The sequence below is a fragment of the Cronobacter sp. JZ38 genome (assembly GCF_008932145.1).
In the GTDB taxonomy this organism is placed as follows: domain Bacteria; phylum Pseudomonadota; class Gammaproteobacteria; order Enterobacterales; family Enterobacteriaceae; genus Cronobacter; species Cronobacter muytjensii.
The window spans coordinates 1,097,147-1,117,183 of the sequence record NZ_CP017662.1; the positions used below are offsets into that span (position 1 = coordinate 1,097,147).

A 20,037-nucleotide genomic window follows, 5' to 3' on the forward strand; every position below is an offset into this window, starting at 1 on the left:
TTTTACAACTTCCTGACCTCGCCCACGCTGGGCTTTATGCTATGATTCGCTGCCTCAGGAGCGTCCGGAAAAGGGCGCAGCATCTCACCCGCTGTCCACTTTCAGCGGGATAACAACAGGTTTTGGTGACAGATGAATAGTGGCTATCTGCATTTTCCCGATTTTGATCCGGTTATCTTTTCGCTTGGGCCGGTTTCGCTTCACTGGTACGGACTGATGTACCTTGTGGGCTTTGTCTTCGCCATGTGGCTCGCCGTTCGTCGTGCCAATCGTCCCGGCAGCGGCTGGACGAAAAACGAAGTTGAAAACCTGCTGTATGCGGGCTTCCTCGGCGTGTTCCTCGGTGGCCGTATCGGCTATGTGCTGTTTTATAATCTGCCGCTGTTCCTTGAAAACCCGCTCTATCTGTTCCGTGTCTGGGATGGCGGGATGTCTTTCCACGGCGGGCTTATCGGCGTTATCTGCGTCATGATCTGGTTTGCGAAGCGCACTAAACGCAACTTCTTCCAGGTTTCCGATTTTATCGCCCCGCTGATTCCGTTTGGGCTTGGCGCTGGCCGTCTGGGCAACTTTATCAACGGTGAATTGTGGGGCCGTGTCGATCCGGGCTTCCCTTACGCCATGCTTTTCCCGGGCTCCCGCAGCGAAGATATCAGTCTGCTGGCATCGCATCCGGAATGGCAATCGCTGTTTAATACTTACGGCGTGCTGCCGCGCCACCCGTCTCAGCTTTATGAGCTGTTCCTGGAAGGCATCGTGTTGTTTATCATCCTTAACCTGTTTATCCGCAAACCGCGCCCAATGGGGGCTGTTTCCGGCCTGTTTCTGATAGGTTATGGCGCCTTCCGTATTATCGTTGAATTTTTCCGCCAGCCGGACGCGCAGTTTACCGGTGAGTGGGTGCAATACATCAGCATGGGGCAGATCCTCTCCATTCCGATGATCGTCGCAGGCGCAGCCATGATGGTCTGGGCTTATCGCCGCCGCCCACAGCAGCAACTTTCGTGAGACGCCATGAAACAGTACCTTGAACTGATGAACAAAGTGCTCCATGAAGGAGCACAAAAAGATGACCGTACCGGCACCGGTACGCTCTCTATTTTCGGCCACCAGATGCGTTTTAACTTGCAGGAAGGTTTCCCGCTGGTCACCACTAAACGTTGTCATTTACGCTCCATCATCCATGAACTGCTCTGGTTTCTGAAAGGCGATACTAACATCGCTTATTTACATGAAAACAATGTCACCATTTGGGACGAATGGGCAGACGAAAACGGCGATCTCGGCCCGGTTTACGGTAAGCAGTGGCGCTCATGGACTGCGCCTGACGGTCGCCACATCGACCAGCTTGAAACCGTACTTAACCAGCTGAAAAACGATCCGGACTCGCGCCGTATTATCGTTTCCGCCTGGAATGTGGGTGAACTTGATAAAATGGCGTTGGCGCCGTGTCACGCGTTTTTCCAGTTTTATGTGGCGAACGGCAAGCTCTCCTGTCAGCTCTATCAGCGCTCCTGCGACGTGTTCCTTGGCCTGCCTTTCAACATCGCCAGCTACGCGCTTCTGGTGCATATGATGGCGCAGCAGTGCGACCTTGAAGTGGGCGATTTTGTCTGGACGGGGGGGGACACCCACCTCTACAGCAACCATCTGGAGCAGGCGCGTCTGCAGCTCACCCGCGAGCCGCGTCCGCTGCCTAAGCTGATTATCAAGCGTAAGCCAGATTCGCTCTTTGACTACCGGTTCGAGGATTTCGAAATCGAGGGTTACGATCCGCATCCCGCCATCAAAGCGCCCGTCGCGATTTAACGCTACCCTGCCATAACCGACGCCAGCGCGCGTCGGTTTTTTTATCCCCTTTGTCGGTTTTTCGGCGCATCTTCCGCCGTTTTTGCAACTTTATGCAAAATGACAAGTTTCTTCCGAGACGTCTTCCGGTTCTGTTTATCAACGCTGGTCACGCTTGAGCGAAGTGGCACACTTGCGGCATGAACAGAAAACAGCAGGGCTATAGCCTTATTGAAGTCATGGTCGTGCTGGTCATCGTCATCAGCATGAGCGCGGCAGGCGTTTACGGCTGGCAGCGCTGGCAACAGCAACAGCACTTATGGCAGACCGCACAGCAAACACGCGATTTTCTTGAACAGCTCAGGGAGGAGGCCAACTGGCGTAACGTTGACCACAAGCTCTGGTTACAGCGCGGCCCACAAGGCTGGTGCCTTGGCACGCAGAACGACAAAGAGCAAACGTGCCGTAAGGGCGCAAAGAATCAGTTTTCTCCGCCCTGGCCGGAGATCGAAATAAGCGAGATGACACCAGGACTGGCCTTTTTTGGCTTGCGGAATACGGCCTGGCCCGGACATCTCATTTTGCGTAATTCCGCAGGCGAATGGCGGCTCATTATTTCCGTCTGGGGACGTATCCGGTTATGTGAACCAGGGGAAGGAGCGCCATGCGTTTAAAAGAGAAAGGGTTTTCTCTGCTTGAAGTGCTTATTGCGCTTGGGATCAGCAGCATCTTGCTAACCGGCGCCGCAAGATTATTACCGGCGCTGCAGCTCGGCGTGCTGCGCCAGGCGCAGCAAACTCTTTTGCAGGAAGAACTCTGGCAGCTGGCGTTCACGATAGGCAAGCAAATACAGCGGGCCGGTTATTGCAACGGCATTTGCCAGGGAAAAGCACTGCAACTTAACGGGGATGGCAGCTGTGTAGTAGTGCAGTGGGACGCAAACAGTAATGGGCGCTTTGAAGGTGCGCCGTCTGCTGATGCAGAGCAGACCGGCTGGCGTCTGCGGGATGGCAGCCTTGAAACGCACCGTGGGGCAATCTCTTGCGAAGGCAAAGGATGGGAAAAAATAACCAATCCCGCGATGGTGCGAATAGACAGATTCGAGGTACAGGAGAAGCGTCGACCCGGTTACGTATCACTGTTTTTAATAAAACTCAGCGCGACAGTGCTCCGCTATCACGGCGAGCCGGTATCGGTTGAGCACAGCGTAAGCGGGTTTAATCTCTGAGTGTGGGGAGAAAAGCATGTCCACCATTTCTATGGTTCTGTCTTTTCTGCTATTGGGCAGTCTGTTGCTGAGCGGGTTGCAGCAACAGCTTGATAGCCGTTTTGGCCGGGCGACAAACGAAAGCGCAGCGATAAGAGCATTTAATGAATCGCTCTCTGCTCTCGCGCTTTCACAGCATCGGCCCTGGCAGTTTACCCCTCAGTGGCAATGTCAGCGGTTGCCTGAAGTAAATGGCCGAGCCTGCGTCAGGCAAACAGAAACGCATGTATTGGTCGCGGCACAGGGTACGCAGGAGAACACAGCGCCCATTACGCTCTGGCGTTGGGCGCAGGCTGACGGAGAGATACTGCATTTTACAGCCCATGGCTGGAGCGACTTTTGTCCGTTGACAGAGGCAAAACAATGTCAGCTGCCATGAATCATTCTCGCCAGTCCGGGTTTAGTCTGCCAGAAGTTCTCGTTTCGCTGGTTCTGTTTATCATCATCATTGGCGCCTTAACGGGGTATTACCAGACGCTGACGCAGGGATTTCTTCATCAGTGGCACTATCGTCAGCTCTGGCGTTTTGCGAGCCAGCAGGCAGAAATCAGCCCGCCACCCTTACCGGAGGGCTGGAAAGCGACGCGGGTGGAGACTTCCGTAGCGGGATGTGTCAGCATTTCGGTTATTGTGTCGAGCCCTGGGGGCAGGCAAGGGCAACTCAGACGTGTACATTGCCCCTCTGAAGAGTAGTAGTCAGGAGTCACTATGTTACGGGTTTATCACTCCAACCGGCTTGATGTGCTGGAGGCGATTATGGAGTTCATTGTTGAACAACAGCCGCTTCCCGATCCTTTCGAGCCTGAAATCGTCCTGGTGCAGAGCACCGGTATGGCGCAGTGGTTGCAGATGAGCCTGGCACAGAAATTCGGCATCGCCGCGAATATTGAATTTCCGCTTCCGGCAAGCTTTATCTGGGACATGTTTGTGCGCGTACTGCGCGATATTCCGCAGGAGAGCGCATTCACTAAGCAGAACATGAGCTGGAAGCTGATGAAGCTTCTGCCGGGTATGCTCGCTTCGCCTGATTTCGATATGCTGCGTCACTACCTTCACGATGACGAAGACAAACGTAAGCTATTCCAGCTCGCCTCGCGTGTCGCGGATCTCTACGATCAATATCTGGTGTATCGCCCGGAATGGCTGACGCGCTGGGAGGCCGGCGATATCGTTGATGGCCTCGGCGAACCCCAACGCTGGCAGGCGCCACTCTGGCAGGCATTGGTCCGGCATACCGCAGAGCTGGGGCAGCCTCAGTGGCATCGTGCCAATCTCTATCAGCGTTTTATTCATACGCTTGAAAATGCGCAAACGCGACCGGAGGGTTTGCCCGCGCGCGTATTTATTTGCGGCATTTCGGCATTGCCGCCAGTTTATCTGCAGGCGCTACAGGCGCTGGGTAAACATATCGATGTGCATCTGCTCTTTACGAACCCCTGCCGTTATTACTGGGGCGACATTCAGGACCCGGCATTCCTGGCGCGCCTGTTAAGCCGCCAGCGGAAACTGCATGCGCGAGAGGGTACCGCGCCGCTTTTTAAAGACAGCGAAGCGGCCCCCGCCTTGTTTAATGAGGAAGGCGAGCAGGAAGTGGGAAATCCGCTGTTAGCGTCCTGGGGCAAGCTGGGCCGTGACTATACCTATCTGCTTTCCGGCCTTGAGCGGTTTGAAGAGATGGATGTGTTTGTCGATATCGAACCCGATAACCTGTTGCACAGCCTGCAATTCGATCTGCTTGAGCTGCGCAATCAGGCGCTGGCTGGCGTGACGCTTGAGGAATTTGAGCGCAGTGACGCAAAACGCCGCCTCGATCCGGACGATCGCAGCATTACGGTGCATGTGTGCCATAGTCCGCAGCGTGAAGTTGAGATCCTGCACGATCAACTATTGCAGATGCTGGAGGCGGATCCGCAACTGACGCCGCGCGATATTATCGTGATGGTGGCAGATATCGACAGCTATAGCCCTTTTATCCAGGCCGTCTTCGGCAGTGCAAGCCAGGAGCGCTATCTGCCATTCGCCATTTCAGACCGGCGCGCCCGTCAGGCGCATCCTGCGCTGCAGGCGTTTATTACGCTGCTCTCTTTGCCTGACAGCCGCTTTGTCTCAGAAGATGTGCTGGCGTTACTGGAAGTACCGTCGCTTTCTGCCCGCTTTAACGTCAGCGAAGAAGGGCTGCGTTTCCTGCGTCAGTGGGTAAATGAGTCCGGCGTGCGTTGGGGCATGGATGATGACAATGTGCGTGAGCTGGCGCTGCCTGCTACGGGTCAGCACACCTGGCAGTTCGGTCTTACCCGCATGCTGCTGGGCTACGCGATGGAAAGTCACCTTGGCGAATGGCAGTCGGTTCTGCCTTACGATGAATCCAGCGGGCTGATTGCCGAGCTGGTCGGCCACCTCGCTGAACTTCTGATGCAACTGAATCTCTGGCGCAAGGGGCTTTCTCAGCCGCGGCCACTGGCGGAATGGCTGCCGGTCTGCCGGGATATGCTGGACAGTTTTTTCGCGCCGGATGCCGAGACCGAAGCCGCGCTGGCGCTCATTGAGCAGCAGTGGCAGGCCATTATTGAACAGGGCATTGGCGCGCATTATGAAGACGATGTACCGCTCAATTTACTGCGTGATGAGCTTTCGAAAATGCTCGATCAGGAACGCATCAGCCAGCGCTTTCTCGCCGGGCCGGTAAACTTCTGTACATTGATGCCGATGCGCTCCATTCCTTTCAAAGTGGTGTGCCTGCTTGGGATGAATGACGGCGTCTATCCACGGACGCTGGCGCCGCTGGGGTTCGATCTGATGAGCCAGAAGCCGCAGCGTGGGGATCGCAGCCGACGCGACGACGATCGATATCTCTTTCTTGAGGCGCTGATCTCAGCTCAGCAGCAGCTCTATATCAGCTACATTGGCCGTTCGATACAGGATAACAGCGAGAAGTACCCGTCAGTGCTGGTGCAGGAACTGGTGGATTATCTGGCCCAGAGCCATTACCTGCCGGGGGACGAGGCGCTCAATTGTGATGACAGCGCACAGAGGGTGAAAGCTCACCTGATGCGGCTTTATCCCCGTACGCCTTTCGACGCGGAAAACTTTCAGCCTGCCAGAGAAATCCAGAGCTATGCCCGCGAGTGGCTGCCTGCCGCCAGCGAGCAGGGGGAAGCGCATCCGGAATTCATCAAACCGCTGGAGCCGATTACGCTCGAAGAGCTGCCGTTCGAGCAGTTTCAACGCTTCTGGCGTCACCCGGTACGGGCGTTTTTCCAGTTACGACTAAAGGTTAACTTCCGCACGGAAGAAAGCGAACTACCGGATGCCGAGCCTTTTACGCTTGATAGCCTGGGTCGCTATCACATGAACCAGCAGTTGCTGAATACGCTGGTGGAACAGCAGGACCCGGAAGCGCTCTACCGGCGTTATCGCGCGGCAGGGGAGCTTCCCTATGGCGCATTCGGTGAACTGTTCTGGGAAAGTCAGTTACAGGAGATGCAGGTGCTGGCGGAGCGTGTGCTTGCCGAGCGGGACGGCGGCGAAAGTCGTGAGATAGCGCTTGAGCTTGGCAACGTAGAAATGACCGGCTGGCTACAACATGTGCAGCAGGATGGCCTGTTACGCTGGCGGCCTTCTGTACTGCGCGTTGAACACGGAATGCAACTTTGGCTTGAGCATCTGGTCTACTGTGCCTGCGGCGGCGAAGGAACCAGCCGGCTTTATGGTCGAAAAGACAGCTGCTGGCGTTTTCCGCCGGTGCCGCGAGAGCAGGCGGAACATTACCTGCGCGAGCTCACTGAAGGCTACCAGCAAGGCATGCGCGAGCCGTTGATCCTGTTGCCTCAGAGCGGTGGCGAGTGGTTAAAAGCCTGCTACGACGTAAAAAATGACGCCATTTTGTGGGATGAAGAAACCCAGCAAAAAGCGCGCAACAAATTGATCCAGGCCTGGACGGGCAACCAGATGGTGGAAGGTGAGGGAACGGATATCTGGTATCAGCGCCTGTGGCGCAACCTTGAGCCTGAATATTACGAGGCCATTATTCGTGAAGCCCAGCGTTATCTCTTGCCGCTGTTTCGCCATCACCAGCCCGGATAAATCAGGCGTAGCCGATCGTTTCGACGCCCGAGAGTAACGTAGTAGCCGCACGTCGCCTTGTTAATGATGAATAGCAAAAGTAGTAAATGAGAGGTTTATAAATGCCTGGAAGTCGTAACTGGTACAAAGCGCTGTTGATCTGTTTGGCCTTCTGGGCTCCGTTGTCGCAGGCCGATACCGGCTGGCAACCGCTGAAAGACACGATCCGTAAAAGCGATCGTGATAACCGGGAATATCAGGCGATCCGGCTCGACAACGGCATGGTGGTATTACTGGTGTCGGATCCGCAGGCCGTAAAATCTCTTTCGGCGTTAGTGTTGCCTGTGGGGTCGCTTGAAGACCCCGACGATCACCTGGGCCTTGCGCACTATCTTGAACATATGACGCTGATGGGCTCGCAGAAATACCCTGAACCCGACAGCCTGGCGGAATACCTGAAACTGCATGGCGGAAGCCATAACGCCAGCACCGCGCCTTATCGCACCGCCTGGTATCTGGAAGTTGATAACGACGCGCTTGAGGGGGCAATGGACCGGCTCGCCGATGCCATCGCCGCACCAAAACTCGATAAAACGTATGCTGACCGTGAACGTAACGCCGTCAATGCGGAATTAACCATGGCGCGCGCGCGCGACGGCATGCGTATGGCGCAGGTGAGCGCCGAAACGCTAAATCCAGCACATCCGGGTTCGCGTTTTTCGGGCGGCAATCTGGAGACGCTGCGTGATAAACCGGGCAGCCCTCTGCATCAGGCGCTGGTGGGGTTTCGCGATAAATATTATTCCGCGAATCTCATGAAAGCGGTGGTCTACAGCAACCGACCGTTGCCCGCGCTGGCGCAGATGGCGGCGGCGACCTGGGGACGTGTGCCGAATAAAAATCTGACGCCGCCGCAGGTCACCGCGCCTGTCGTGACGCCTGCGCAGCAGGGCATTTTTATTCATTACGTACCGGTACAACCTCTTAAAGCGCTGCGCGTGGAGTTTCGCATTGAAAATAACAGCGATAAATTCCGCAGCAAAACCGATGAGCTTATTAGCTATATGATTGGCAACCGCAGTCCAGGAACGCTGTCCGACTGGCTGCAAAAAGAGGGGCTCGCTGAAAGCGTCAGAGCTGACTCCGATCCGGTGGTAGCAGGTAACAGCGGCGTCATGGTCATCTCGGTATCGCTCACCGATAAAGGCCTCGCGCAGCGCGATAAAGTCGTTGCCGCCATTTTCCGTTATCTCCAGACACTGCGTGAAAAGGGCATCGACAAGCGCTATTTCACCGAGCTGTCTCACGTGCTGGATCTGGATTTCCGCTATCCCTCCATTACGCGCGATATGAATTATGTCGAGTGGCTGGCGGACAGCATGCTGCGCGTGCCGGTTGAGCATACGCTGGATGTCGTCAATATTGCCGACCAGTTTGATCCTGAGGCAGTCAAATCGCGCCTCACCATGATGACGCCGGAAAATGCGCGCATCTGGTACATCAGCCCGGACGAGCCGCACAATAAAAAAGCGTATTTTGTCGAGGCACCTTATCAGGTAGAGAAAATCCCGGTAGCGACGCTGAAACAGTGGCAGACGTTGGGACAGCAGATTGCGCTCACGCTTCCTGAGCCTAATCCCTATATCCCGAGCGATTTCAGCCTGATTAAGCCGCAAAAGCCCTATGCGCATCCGCAACTGTTGGTTTCGGAGCCTACCCTGCGTGCGCTCTATATGCCGAGCCGCTATTTCGCGAGCGAGCCGAGGGCGGATATTACGCTGGTGTTGCGTAACGAACAGGCGATGAACAGCGCGAAAAACCAGGTGTTATTTGCGCTTAATGACTACCTCGCTGGCCTTGCGCTCGATCAGCTGAGCAATCAGGCGTCCGTCGGCGGCATCGGTTTTTCCAGCAGCGCCAACAGCGGCCTGATGATTAGCGCAAACGGCTACACGCAGCATCTTCGTAAGCTGTTCCTGACGCTACTGGAGGGCTATTTCAGCTATGAGCCGACGCAAGAGCAACTGGCGCAGGCTAAATCCTGGTATACGCAAATGCTGGATTCTGCCGAGAAAGGCAAAGCGTACGATCAGGCCATCATGCCGGTGCAGATGGTTTCACAGGTGCCTTATTTCCAGCGTGAAGCGCGTCGGGCGCAGCTGCCGGAAATCACGCTTCAGGATATTCTTGCCTATCGAGACAGTCTGAAAGCCCATGCTCGCGCGGAGTTTTTAATTGTGGGGAATATGTCCCCTGAACAGGTAAAGCATTTTGCGCAGGATGCCAAACGTCAGCTGGGGCTCGAAGGGAAAAGCTGGACGCGCACCCGTGATGTCAGCGTAGAAAAAACGCAGCAGGCCATTTTCAACAAAGCCGGGAGCAGTACTGATTCCGCGCTGGCGGCGCTGTTTGTGCCGGTCGGGTATAACGAGGCGACCAGCACGGCCTGTAGCGCTATGCTGGGCCAGATTATTTCCCCATGGTTCTACAATCAGTTACGTACTCAGGAACAGCTGGGATACGCCGTTTTTGCGTTTCCGATGCCGGTAGGGCGTCAGTGGGGAATTGGCTTCCTGCTGCAAAGCAGTGAAAAACAGCCCGATTTCCTCTGGAAGCGTTATCAGGCCTTTTTCCCGGAAGCGGAATCAAGATTACGTTCGCTGAACTCGCAGGATTTTGCGCATATTCAGCAAAGTATTATCAACGACATGCTCCGCGCGCCGCAAACGCTTGGCGAAGAGGCGTCTGCCGTCAGTAAAGACTTCGATCGGGATAATTTAAAATTTGATTCTCGTGATAAAGTTGTCGCCGAAATAAAACAGCTGACGCCACAAAAACTGGCCGATTTTTTCCATCAGGCCGTGCTCGCCCGACAGGGCATGACCATTCTCTCGCAAGTTTCCGGTAGCCAGAGCGCGCAGGCCCATTATGCGACGCCTGAAGGATGGCCGGTTTACCAAAGCGTCAGCGCCCTGCAACAATCTTTACCGCTTCTGAGTGACACGCAATGACCGACGAGCCCGCAGCGTCCCTTGATCCCCTCCGCTTGCCCTTAACGGGCGAGCGGCTGATAGAAGCCTCTGCCGGCACCGGGAAAACCTATACCATCGCAGCGTTGTATCTGCGTCTGCTGTTAGGGCTGGGAGGCGAGGCCGCTTACCCACGCCCGTTAACGGTGGAAGAATTACTGGTTGTAACCTTTACCGAGGCCGCGACGGAAGAGCTGCGCGGACGTATCCGCAGCAATATTCATGAACTGCGCGTAGCGTGCCTGCGCGAACGTACCGACGATCCGCTTTATCAACGCATACTGGATGAAATTCCTGACAAACCCCTTGCCGCCCGTACGCTGTTGCTGGCGGAACGGCAGATAGACGAAGCGGCAATTTTTACTATTCACGGCTTTTGCCAGCGAATGCTGAGTCTTAACGCGTTTGAATCCGGCATGCCGTTTGAACAGCAGCTGATTGAAGATGAATCGCTGCTGCGCTATCAGGCCTGCGCCGATTTCTGGCGTCGCCATTGTTACCCGCTCGCCAAACCGCTGGCGCGCGTGGTCAGTGAACAGTGGGACGGCCCTGAATCGCTGCTGCGGGATGTAAATAGCTTTCTGCATGGCGAAGCGCCGCAGATCAAAGTGCCGCCGCCGGATGACGAAACGATTGAAACGCGCTATGAAAAGGCGATTGCACGTATTAATGAAGTGAAAGCGCGCTGGCGCGACAATGCCGCAGAGCTGGCCGAGTTGATTCAGAACTCGGGGTAGATAAGCGCAGCTACAGCAGCCGTTATCTGCCTGCCTGGCTCGATCAGGTCTCTGCCTGGGCGCAGGAAGAAACCACCACCTGGCAGTTACCGGGCGCGCTTGAAAAATTCGCTCAAAAAACGTTGCTTGAGAAGACCAAAAAAGGCGAGGCGCCCCGTCATGCGGTGTTTGAGGCTATCGACGCGCTACTGGCCGAGCCATTTACCATCCGCGATTTACTGATAGCCAGAGCGATGGCGGAGATCCGCTATACCGTTGCGCAGGAAAAACGTCGCCGGGGCGAACTGGGATTTGACGATATGTTAAGCCGTCTCGACGAGGCGCTGCATCAGCCGGGCGGCGAGGCGCTGGCGGCGGCTATCCGCGCGCGTTACCCGGCCGCGATGATTGATGAATTTCAGGATACTGACCCGCAGCAGTACCGTATTTTCCGTCGAATCTGGCTTGGCCAGGAAGAAACCACGCTGCTGCTAATTGGCGATCCCAAGCAGGCGATTTACGCGTTTCGCGGCGCGGACATTTTCACCTACATGCGCGCCCGCGGCGAAGTAAACGCTCACTACACTCTTGATACTAACTGGCGTTCGGCACCGGGAATGGTGGAGAGCGTGAACCGCATTTTCAGCCAGATGGATAACGCGTTTATGTTTCGCGATATTCCGTTTCTGGCGGTAAAGCCTGCCGCGCGTAACCAGTCGCTGCGCTTTACGTTTGCCGGAAAACCGCAGCCGGCGATGAAGCTCTGGCTCATGGAAGGCGATGGGGCCGGAGTAAGTGATTACCAACAAACTATGGCGCGCGTCTGCGCGCAGCAGATCCGCGACTGGTTAAGCGCAGGTATGAAGGGCGAGGCGCTGCTGTGGCGTGAAGAGCGGGAGCGGCCTGTGCAGGCGTCCGATATTACGGTGCTGGTGCGTAACCGCATCGAGGCGAATCTGATACGTGAGGCCCTGAACGCGCTCAATATTCCTTCTGTCTATCTTTCCAACCGCGATAGCGTATTCGCCACTCAGGAAGCGCTGGAGATGCTCTGGCTGTTACAGGCGGTGCTGGCCCCGGAGGTGGAAACGCGGCTGCGCAGCGCGCTGGCGGCGAGCATGTTGGGCCTGGATGCGCCCGCCATTGAGGCGCTGAATGAAGATGAGAACGCCTGGGATGCGCTGGTAGAGGAGTTTGACGGCTACCGGCAAATCTGGCTGCGGCGCGGCGTGATGCCGATGCTGCGTGCCCTGATGACGCATCGTCAGGTTGCGGAAAATTTGCTTGCTACGCCGGGCGGAGAGCGTCGGCTGACGGATATCCTTCATCTGAGCGAATTACTGCAGGAAGCTTCCGCGCAGGCAGACAGCGAATACGCGCTTGTGCGCTGGCTGGCGCAGCATATCGCCGAGCCGGATGCCAACGCCTCCAGCCAACAGCTGCGTCTGGAGAGCGATAAGCACCTCGTGCAGGTGGTGACCATTCACAAATCCAAGGGGCTGGAATACCCACTGGTCTGGCTGCCGTTTATCGCAGACTTTCGTGAGCAGCGGCAGGCGTTTTACCACGATCGCGACACGTTCGCGCCGATGCTTGATCTCAGCAATGCTGAAGAGAGTCTGGAACTCGCGGAGATGGAGCGTCTGGCGGAAGATTTACGCTTGCTATACGTAGCGCTGACGCGCTCCATCTGGCATTGCAGCCTTGGCGTGGCGCCGCTCTTTCGCCGTCGCGGCGCAAAAGAGGGCGAAACCGATCTCCACCGTAGCGCGCTCGGCAGGCTGATACAGCAAGGCGAAGCACGGGATGCAAGCGGCCTGCGGCGCTGCATCGAAGCACTGTGCGATGAAAATTTAGTGCTGGAGATCCCCGGCGCGCCAGATAATACGCCCTGGATGCCGCCAGAGTCGGCGCCGCCGACGCTTACCGCGCGTGAGCTGCAACGGCGCATCGCTGACGAATGGCGCGTCACCAGTTACTCGGGTTTGCAACAGCATGGCGTGGCGCGCGCGCTGGATCTGCTGCCGAAGCTGGATCTCGACGGTGCGGGCGCCCGCGACGTGCCTGACGAGCCGGTAATGTCGCCGCATACGTTCCCGCGCGGCGCGTCCCCCGGCACCTTTCTTCACAGCCTGTTTGAAGCGCTCGATTTTACTCAGCCGGTGGCGCCGGAGTGGGTGGCGCAGCAGTTGCAGCTAGGCGGTTTCGATGAGGCCTGGCAGCCGGTGTTGTGCCGCTGGATTGACGAGGTACTGCGCGCGCCGCTGAACGACACCGGCGTGTCGCTCAATCAGCTGGGCGCGAAAGATAAGCAGGTGGAGCTGGAGTTTTACGTACCGATTGACGCCGCGTTGCGCGCTGAAGCGCTGGACGCGCTCATCCGCGAACACGACCCGCTTTCCGCGCAGTGCCCGCCGCTCGATTTCCGCCAGGTGCGCGGCATGCTTAAAGGCTTTATCGATCTGGTCTTCCGCTGGCAGGGGCGTTATTACCTGCTGGATTATAAATCCAACTGGCTGGGCGACAGCCCGCAAGCTTACACCCGCGAGGCGATGGCACAGGCGATGCAGACGCATCGCTACGATCTGCAGTACCAGCTCTATACGCTGGCGCTGCACCGCTATTTACGCCACCGCCTGCCGGATTACGATTATCAGCGCCACTTCGGTGGCGTGATTTACCTGTTTTTGCGCGGCGTAACGGGGGAGGACGCCAGCCAGGGCATCTTTACCGCGCGTCCTGCGCAGGCGCTGGTGACGGCGATGGACGCCCTGTTCGCCGGTGTGGAGGAGAATGCGTCATGAAAATGCATCAACTGATCCAGCAGGCTGTCGTGCAGAAGCTGCTGCGCCCGCTGGACGCCCAGTTTGCGATGATGGTCGCAAGCGATGACGAGCCGGCGGTGATGCTCGCCGCCGCGCTGGTCAGCCGCGACGCGGGAGAAGGGCACGTCTGCCTGCCCATCTCACGACTGTGTGCGGCGCACTGCTTTGCCGGGCGTCATGATGAAATGGCGCAGCAACTGTTTGAGGCAGCGGGCAATCCGACATCGTGGCGCGCCCTGTTGCTCGCGTCGCCTGCGGTGAGCGAGGGCGATAATCCGACGCCGCTGAAGCTTATCGGCGAGCGCCTGTACCTGAACCGCATGTGGCGGCATGAGATGGCGGTCGCGGCGTTTTTCCGCGAACGCAACCACACCATTGAACAAGACGAAGCGCGTCTGAGCACGGTGCTGGATGCGCTCTTTGGCGCGCCAGGTCATGAGGTGGACTGGCAGAAAGTGGCGGCAGCAGTAGCGCTGACCCGGCGCATCTCCGTGATTTCCGGCGGGCCGGGAACGGGCAAAACCACGACGGTCGCCAAACTGCTGGCGGCGATGGTGCAGCTCTCGACCGACAAGCTGCCACGTATTCGTCTCGCAGCGCCGACCGGTAAAGCCGCGGCGCGCCTGACGGAATCGCTCGGCGGGGCGCTGCGTCGTTTGCCGTTGAACGACGAGCAAAAACGCGCGTTACCGGAAGAAGCCAGCACGTTACATCGGCTTTTAGGCGCGCAGCCGGGCAGCCAGCGGCTGCGTTACCATGAAGGCAATCCGCTGCATCTGGACGTGCTGGTCGTGGATGAAGCCTCCATGATCGATCTGCCGATGATGGCGCGGCTTATTGCGGCGCTACCGGAACATGCGCGGGTCATCTTTTTAGGCGATCGCGACCAGCTCGCCTCCGTAGAAGCGGGTGCGGTGCTGGGGGATATCTGCCACTTCGTCAACCACGGCTTTACTGCGGAACGCGCCGCCGAGCTTGGGCGCATTACCGGCTGCGAGATAGACGGCGGCGAGCCCCATCCGGCGGGCGCGCTGCGTGACTGCCTGTGCCTGCTGCAAAAAAGTTATCGCTTTGGCAGCGACTCCGGCATAGGGCAGCTCGCCTTTGCCGTAAACCGCAGCGATCATCGGGCCGCCAGAGAGACGTTTGGCCGCGGCTTTGAGGATATCGCCTGCAAAACTCTGGCAGGCAATGATGACTACGCGCAGATGATCGACGAGACGCTGGCGGGGTATAAACGCTTTTTAACGCTGCTGCGCGAACAGGCCGAACCGCAAGAAATCCTCGCGGCATTCAGTGAATTCCAGATGCTGTGCGCCTTACGTGAAGGGCCTTTCGGCGTCGCGGGGCTGAATGAACGCGTGGAGCACGCGCTGGCGCAGCGGCGTATTATTCGCCGTACGCCGCTGTCGCGCTGGTATGAAGGGCGACCGGTAATGATATCGCGCAACGACAGCGCGCTGGGGCTGTTTAACGGCGATATCGGCGTGGCGCTGGATCGTGGCGACGGGCTGCGCGTCTGGTTTCCGATGCCGGGCGGCAAGCTGAAGCCTGTCGTGCCGAGCCGCCTGCCGGATAACGAAACCGCGTGGGCGATGACGGTGCATAAATCGCAGGGATCGGAGTTCGACCATGCGGCGCTGATCCTGCCGGGGCAGTTTGCGCCAGTCGTGACACGGGAGCTGGTTTACACGGCGATTACCCGCGCGCGGCGGCGTTTGTCGCTGTATGCCGATGAGCGGGTACTGGAGATGGCCATCGCTACCCGAACGGAACGGCGCAGTGGGCTGATGGCCTGTTTTGAATAATGAATGCGGCCCGGCTGAGGCCGGGCCGCGGTTATCGTCAGGTTAAGTCCGCCATCAGCACTTTTGAGCGGCGCTGGTAGTTGTACATCTGCTTTTTACTTTCGGGCAGCAGGTCGATATCTACCGGCGCGAAACCGCGCTCCTGGAACCAGTGGATGCTGCGGGTCGTCAGCACAAACAGTTTCGATAAGCCCATCTGTTTCGCCTGGCTCGCGATACGTTGCAACAGCACTTCGCCGCGCGCCGAGCTGCGGTAGTCAGGGTGTACCGCCACGCAGGCCATCTCACCGATTTTTTCTTCCGGGAACGGGTAGAGCGCGGCGCAGGCGATGGTCAGATTATCACGCTGAATAATAGTGAATTTGTCGATTTCCATCTCCAGTTGCTCACGCGAACGGCGCACCAGAATACCCTGTTGCTCCAGTGGACGGATAAGCTCCAGAATGCCGCCGATATCATTAATGGTGGCGCGGCGGATCTGCTCGGCGCTCTCCATGACAATCTGCGTGCCGATGCCGTCGCGGGAGAACAGCTCCTGCAAGAGCGCGCCATCTTCCTGATAACTTATCAGGTGGCAACGACGCACGCCGCTGCGGCAGGCTTTCACCGCGCCGCGCAGGAAGCGCACGGTGCCAGAGTGGTAGTCGCCCGCGGCTTCCAGCGTGTCGAGACGCGTCTGCGCCTCGTTCGGGAAAAGCTCAGAGATAATATCGCCCTCGTCGTTCATCACGCCCTGCGACGAGCAGAAGCCGATCATTTTCTCGGCTTTAAGCTTGATGGCGAGTTGAGTGGCGACTTCTTCTGACGTCAGGTTGAAACTCTCGCCGGTCACCGAGACCGCCACCGGGCCGAGCAGTACGATAGCGCCGCTGTCGAGCTGACGATGAATGGCTTCTTCATCGATGCGACGAATGCGCCCGCTGTGGCAGTAATCGACGCCGTCGTCCACGCCGAGCGGCTGCGCGATAATAAAATTGCCGCTCACCACATTAATATGCGCGCCCTGAAGCGGCGTGTTGCCGAGGCTCATCGACAGGCGAGCGGTGATGTCCAGCTGCAACAGTCCGGCTGCCTGTTTCACCAGTTCCAGCGTTTTCGCGTCGGTGACGCGGGTATGCTTGTGATAGACCGGTTCATGATGATGCCCGGCGAGATTGGCGTCTATCTGCGGACGCGCGCCATAGACCACGACCAGACGAATGCCGAGACTGTGAAGTAGTCCGATGTCGTTGACGATACTGGAAAAGTTCTCGTGCTCAATGGCTTCGCCGCCAAGCATAATGACAAACGTTTTACCCCGATGGGCATTAATATAGGGAACGGAATGGCGGAATCCCTGGACCAGTTCGGTTCGACGTTCCTTCACCACGGCAAAACCTCTCAGTGAATGTTTATTCGTAATTTATGTATTTTTATTCTTTTATTATCCTATGCGCAAGTGGCAATTTTATGGCGGCGGCGCGTCATTGCCGCGAAAGCGTGCGCCGGGAGCAATTGTTTACCCTTTTATAGATGACAGTTCCGACACCATTCGCTAAAGTTTTTGGCCGTTTTGGTCGTAATTTGAGTTATTCGCATTAATGCTCGGGAGTGGCATGTCAGGTTCCAGTCATCTTTTTAGTCGTCGCCAGCTGTTACAGGGCGCGGGGGCGATGTGGTTATTAAGCGTCAGTCAGGCAGGCCTGGCCGCGTCGGGCCAGGTTATCGCGGTGCGCGTCTGGCCTGCTTCCGCCTATACCCGCGTGACGCTGGAATCTAACCGTGTGCTGAAGTATCGCCAGTTTGCGCTGAGCAACCCGGAACGCATTGTGGTGGATCTGGAGGGCGTCAACCTGAACGCCGTGCTGAAAGGTGTCGGCAATCAGATCCGCGTCGACGATCCTTTTATAAAGTCTGCCCGCGTCGGTCAGTTCGATCCGAAAACCGTGCGCATGGTGTTTGAGCTGAAGAAAAACGTCACGCCGCATCTGTTCGCGCTGGCGCCAGTAGCGGAGTTTCGCGAGCGTCTGGTTATCGATCTCTACCCGGCCAACGGTGATAACGAGCAGGATCCGCTGCTGGCGCTGCTTGAAGATTACAACAAGGGCGAGCTGGACAAACAGGTGCCGCCTGCCACGAGCGGGCCGCAGCCGGGTAAAGCCGGGCGCGACCGCCCGATAGTTATCATGATTGACCCCGGCCACGGCGGGGAAGACCCCGGCGCGATTGGCAAATATAAGACCCGAGAGAAAGACGTGGTGTTACAAATCGCCCGCCGCCTGCGCGCGTTGATTGAAAAAGAAGCCAACATGAAGGCGTTTATGACGCGCAATGAAGATATTTTCATTCCGCTGAAGGTGCGCGTGGCGAAAGCGCAGAAGCAGCGCGCCGACCTGTTTGTCTCTATACACGCTGACGCCTTCACCAGCCGCGCTGCGCGGGGCTCATCGGTGTTTGCGCTCTCTACTAAAGGCGCGACCAGTACGGCGGCAAAATATCTGGCGCAAACCCAGAATGCCGCGGACCTTGTGGGCGGCGTGAGCAAAAGCGGCGACGTTTATCTCGATCACACCATGTTCGACATGGTGCAATCGCTGACTATCTCCGACAGCCTGAAGTTCGGCAAAGAAGTGCTGGGCCGTCTCGGGCGGGTGAATAAGCTGCATAAGAATAAAGTCGATCAGGCGGGCTTTGCCGTGCTGAAAGCGCCGGATATTCCGTCCATTCTGGTGGAAACCGCGTTTATCAGCAACGTAGAGGAAGAGCGCAAACTGCGTACCGCCACGTTCCAGCAGGAAGTGGCGGAGTCGATTCTCGCGGGGATTAAAGCGTATTTCGCCGATGGCGGCACACTGGCAAGGCGCGGATAACGCGCCTTTTTAACATGCCGGAAGGCTTCAGGAATAGGTGGCTGGCTGAATTGCGGACATAAAAAAACACCCGTCAGGGTGTTCATTTTATTGGTTGCGGGGGCCGGATTTGAACCGACGACCTTCGGGTTATGAGCCCGACGAGCTACCAGGCTGCTCCACCCCGCGTCCGTCTTACTTCTTCACATTGTCGCGCCGTGCGCGTTAATTGGTTGCGGGGGCCGGATTTGAACCGACGACCTTCGGGTTATGAGCCCGACGAGCTACCAGGCTGCTCCACCCCGCGTCCGTGGATGCGCACTATACTCCGCTGAACTTTCGTTGCAACCTTTTTTTGAAACAATAAGCTGAATCGGCGTCAGCTTGCTGAAATAGTATTCGTCTTGATGATTCTTTGACCCCGTTGTCCGTCTGAAGGGGCTTATGCGTTTCCTTGCGCCCGTCGGTTTGCTATCTTCGCCTTCGGACAGCGCAATAGCGGAGAGAGTCATGAAAGGACGTTGGGCAAAATATCTGGCGGCAGGGGCGATGATTACGCTGCTGGCTGCCTGTTCCTCCAAACCGACCGATCGCGGTCAGCAATATAAAGACGGCAAATTCACGCAGCCGTTTTCGCTGGTAAACCAGCCGGACGCCGTCGGCGCGCCGATTAACGCCGGGGACTTCTCCGAACAGGTAGCGGCTATCCGCAGCGCCTCGCCACGTCTTTTCGGCTCTCAGAGTAGCGTCTATAACGCGGTGCAGGAGTGGCTGCGCGCCGGCGGCGACACCCGCTCGCTGCGCCAGTTCGGCATCGACGCCTGGCAGATGGAAGGCGCAGATAACTACGGCAACGTTCAGTTTACCGGCTACTACACGCCGGTCGTGCAGGCGCGCTACACGCGCCAGGGCGAGTTCCAGTACCCCATTTACCGCATGCCGCCCAAACGCGGACGTCTGCCGTCGCGCGCGCAGATTTACGCTGGCGCGCTGAGCGACAGCTACGTGCTGGCGTACAGCAACTCGCTGATGGATAACTTCATTATGGATGTGCAGGGCAGCGGCTATATCGATTTCGGCGACGGCCGGCCGCTGAACTTCTTCGCGTATGCCGGTAAAAATGGCCACCCTTACCGCAGCATCGGCAAAGTCCTTATCGATCGCGGCGAGGTGAAGCGAGAAGATATGTCGATGCAGGCGATCCGTCACTGGGGCGAAACCCACAGCGAGCAGGAGGTTCGCGCGCTGCTGGAGGAGAACCCGTCTTTCGTCTTCTTTAAACCGCAGAATTACGCGCCGGTGAAAGGCGCGAGTGGCGTGCCGCTCATAGGCCGGGCGTCGGTCGCCTCCGACCGTTCGATTATTCCGGCGGGCACGACGCTGCTTGCGGAAGTACCGCTGCTGGACAATAACGGCAAGTTCAACGGACAATATGAGTTGCGCCTTATGGTGGCGCTGGATGTCGGCGGCGCGATTAAAGGCCAGCACTTCGACATTTATCAGGGGATCGGGCCTGACGCCGGTCACCGTGCAGGCTGGTATAATCATTATGGCCGCGTCTGGGTGTTGAAAACCGCGCCGGGCGCGGGCAACGTGTTCAGCGGCTAAACAGGCTATTCTGAACATCTTGTCGCCCGCCAGCGCTGCGCTGGCCGGGCCTGCGGATTACTGAACAAGGGTGAGGGAAAACTCTCACCCTTTTTACATCTGAGGA

12 protein-coding genes, 2 tRNA genes and 1 pseudogene are annotated in these 20,037 nt (G+C 57.4%); 12 read left to right on the plus strand and 3 right to left on the minus strand.

Translation table 11 applies throughout. The features are described 5' to 3' along the window. Positions 1-132 precede the first annotated feature (132 nt). From lgt to recD, 10 genes and pseudogenes are all read left to right on the plus strand, one after another. Positions 133-1,008 carry a prolipoprotein diacylglyceryl transferase gene (gene lgt, locus BJP61_RS05175; protein ID WP_038868075.1) on the plus strand — a complete coding sequence of 292 codons (876 nt, stop codon included), beginning with the start codon at positions 133-135 and terminating at the stop codon, positions 1,006-1,008. A gap of 6 nt (positions 1,009-1,014) precedes the next feature. Then, positions 1,015-1,809 carry a thymidylate synthase gene (gene thyA / locus BJP61_RS05180; RefSeq protein WP_038868078.1) on the plus strand — a complete coding sequence of 265 codons (795 nt, stop codon included), beginning with the start codon at positions 1,015-1,017 and terminating at the stop codon, positions 1,807-1,809. Positions 1,810-1,988: 179 nt separating this feature from the next. Beyond that, the gene (locus tag BJP61_RS05185) at positions 1,989-2,462 is read left to right on the plus strand and encodes a prepilin peptidase-dependent protein (protein ID WP_171997929.1); all 474 of its coding nucleotides are present in this window, start codon (positions 1,989-1,991) and stop codon (positions 2,460-2,462) included. Continuing rightward, a complete protein-coding gene (locus tag BJP61_RS05190) occupies positions 2,453-3,016 on the plus strand; it encodes a prepilin peptidase-dependent protein (protein WP_038868082.1) in 564 nt (187 codons plus the stop codon). The genes BJP61_RS05185 and BJP61_RS05190 overlap by 10 nt, the downstream gene beginning before the upstream one ends. A 16-nt stretch (positions 3,017-3,032) precedes the next feature. Then, positions 3,033-3,434, plus strand: coding sequence for a DUF2509 family protein (locus BJP61_RS05195; protein WP_171997930.1), 402 nt, complete (start codon positions 3,033-3,035; stop codon positions 3,432-3,434). Then, positions 3,419-3,748, plus strand: coding sequence for a prepilin-type N-terminal cleavage/methylation domain-containing protein (locus BJP61_RS05200; protein WP_171997931.1), 330 nt, complete (start codon positions 3,419-3,421; stop codon positions 3,746-3,748). Before BJP61_RS05195 ends, BJP61_RS05200 begins: the two co-directional genes overlap by 16 nt. A 15-nt stretch (positions 3,749-3,763) precedes the next feature. After that, on the plus strand, positions 3,764-7,138 hold the full coding sequence (recC, locus tag BJP61_RS05205) for an exodeoxyribonuclease V subunit gamma (protein WP_038868093.1): 3,375 nt from the start codon (positions 3,764-3,766) through the stop codon (positions 7,136-7,138). 101 nt (positions 7,139-7,239) lie between these two features. After that, on the plus strand, positions 7,240-10,128 hold the full coding sequence (ptrA, locus tag BJP61_RS05210) for a pitrilysin (RefSeq protein WP_171997932.1): 2,889 nt from the start codon (positions 7,240-7,242) through the stop codon (positions 10,126-10,128). After that, positions 10,125-13,666, plus strand: a pseudogene (recB, locus tag BJP61_RS05215) (exodeoxyribonuclease V subunit beta). The gene ptrA and the pseudogene recB overlap by 4 nt, the downstream one beginning before the upstream one ends. Continuing rightward, positions 13,663-15,495 (plus strand): exodeoxyribonuclease V subunit alpha, encoded by a 1,833-nt coding sequence (gene recD / locus BJP61_RS05220; RefSeq protein WP_171997933.1) that lies wholly within the window; start codon positions 13,663-13,665, stop codon positions 15,493-15,495. The pseudogene recB and the gene recD overlap by 4 nt, the downstream one beginning before the upstream one ends. 37 nt (positions 15,496-15,532) lie before the next feature. Here recD and argA read toward each other — a convergent pair whose 3' ends face one another. Then, a complete protein-coding gene (argA, locus tag BJP61_RS05225) occupies positions 15,533-16,864 on the minus strand; it encodes an amino-acid N-acetyltransferase (protein ID WP_038868101.1) in 1,332 nt (443 codons plus the stop codon). A gap of 226 nt (positions 16,865-17,090) precedes the next feature. Between argA and amiC the strand changes: the two genes are divergently transcribed. Then, positions 17,091-18,344, plus strand: coding sequence for an N-acetylmuramoyl-L-alanine amidase AmiC (gene amiC / locus BJP61_RS05230; RefSeq protein ID WP_075193710.1), 1,254 nt, complete (start codon positions 17,091-17,093; stop codon positions 18,342-18,344). Between the two features lie 91 nt (positions 18,345-18,435). Here the strand turns inward: amiC and BJP61_RS05235 are convergent. Then, a tRNA-Met gene (locus BJP61_RS05235) sits at positions 18,436-18,512 on the minus strand. Between the two features lie 41 nt (positions 18,513-18,553). Continuing rightward, positions 18,554-18,630: transfer RNA gene (locus BJP61_RS05240), tRNA-Met, on the minus strand. A gap of 203 nt (positions 18,631-18,833) precedes the next feature. Here BJP61_RS05240 and mltA point away from each other — a divergent pair. Continuing rightward, the gene (mltA, locus tag BJP61_RS05245; protein WP_075193368.1) at positions 18,834-19,931 is read left to right on the plus strand and encodes a murein transglycosylase A; all 1,098 of its coding nucleotides are present in this window, start codon (positions 18,834-18,836) and stop codon (positions 19,929-19,931) included. Positions 19,932-20,037: the final 106 nt, after the last annotated feature.

What these genes read in the sequence shown, in the direction of transcription:
- mltA (WP_075193368.1), top strand. Translation starts at nt 18,834, where the DNA reads ATGAAAGGACGTTGGGCAAAATATCTGGCGGCAGGGGCGATGATTACG.
- ptrA (WP_171997932.1), top strand. Translation starts at nt 7,240, where the DNA reads ATGCCTGGAAGTCGTAACTGGTACAAAGCGCTGTTGATCTGTTTGGCC.
- BJP61_RS05200 (WP_171997931.1), top strand. Translation starts at nt 3,419, where the DNA reads ATGTCAGCTGCCATGAATCATTCTCGCCAGTCCGGGTTTAGTCTGCCA.
- thyA (WP_038868078.1), top strand. Translation starts at nt 1,015, where the DNA reads ATGAAACAGTACCTTGAACTGATGAACAAAGTGCTCCATGAAGGAGCA.
- BJP61_RS05190 (WP_038868082.1), top strand. Translation starts at nt 2,453, where the DNA reads ATGCGTTTAAAAGAGAAAGGGTTTTCTCTGCTTGAAGTGCTTATTGCG.
- BJP61_RS05185 (WP_171997929.1), top strand. Translation starts at nt 1,989, where the DNA reads ATGAACAGAAAACAGCAGGGCTATAGCCTTATTGAAGTCATGGTCGTG.
- recD (WP_171997933.1), top strand. Translation starts at nt 13,663, where the DNA reads ATGAAAATGCATCAACTGATCCAGCAGGCTGTCGTGCAGAAGCTGCTG.
- lgt (WP_038868075.1), top strand. Translation starts at nt 133, where the DNA reads ATGAATAGTGGCTATCTGCATTTTCCCGATTTTGATCCGGTTATCTTT.
- amiC (WP_075193710.1), top strand. Translation starts at nt 17,091, where the DNA reads ATGTCAGGTTCCAGTCATCTTTTTAGTCGTCGCCAGCTGTTACAGGGC.
- recC (WP_038868093.1), top strand. Translation starts at nt 3,764, where the DNA reads ATGTTACGGGTTTATCACTCCAACCGGCTTGATGTGCTGGAGGCGATT.
- BJP61_RS05195 (WP_171997930.1), top strand. Translation starts at nt 3,033, where the DNA reads ATGTCCACCATTTCTATGGTTCTGTCTTTTCTGCTATTGGGCAGTCTG.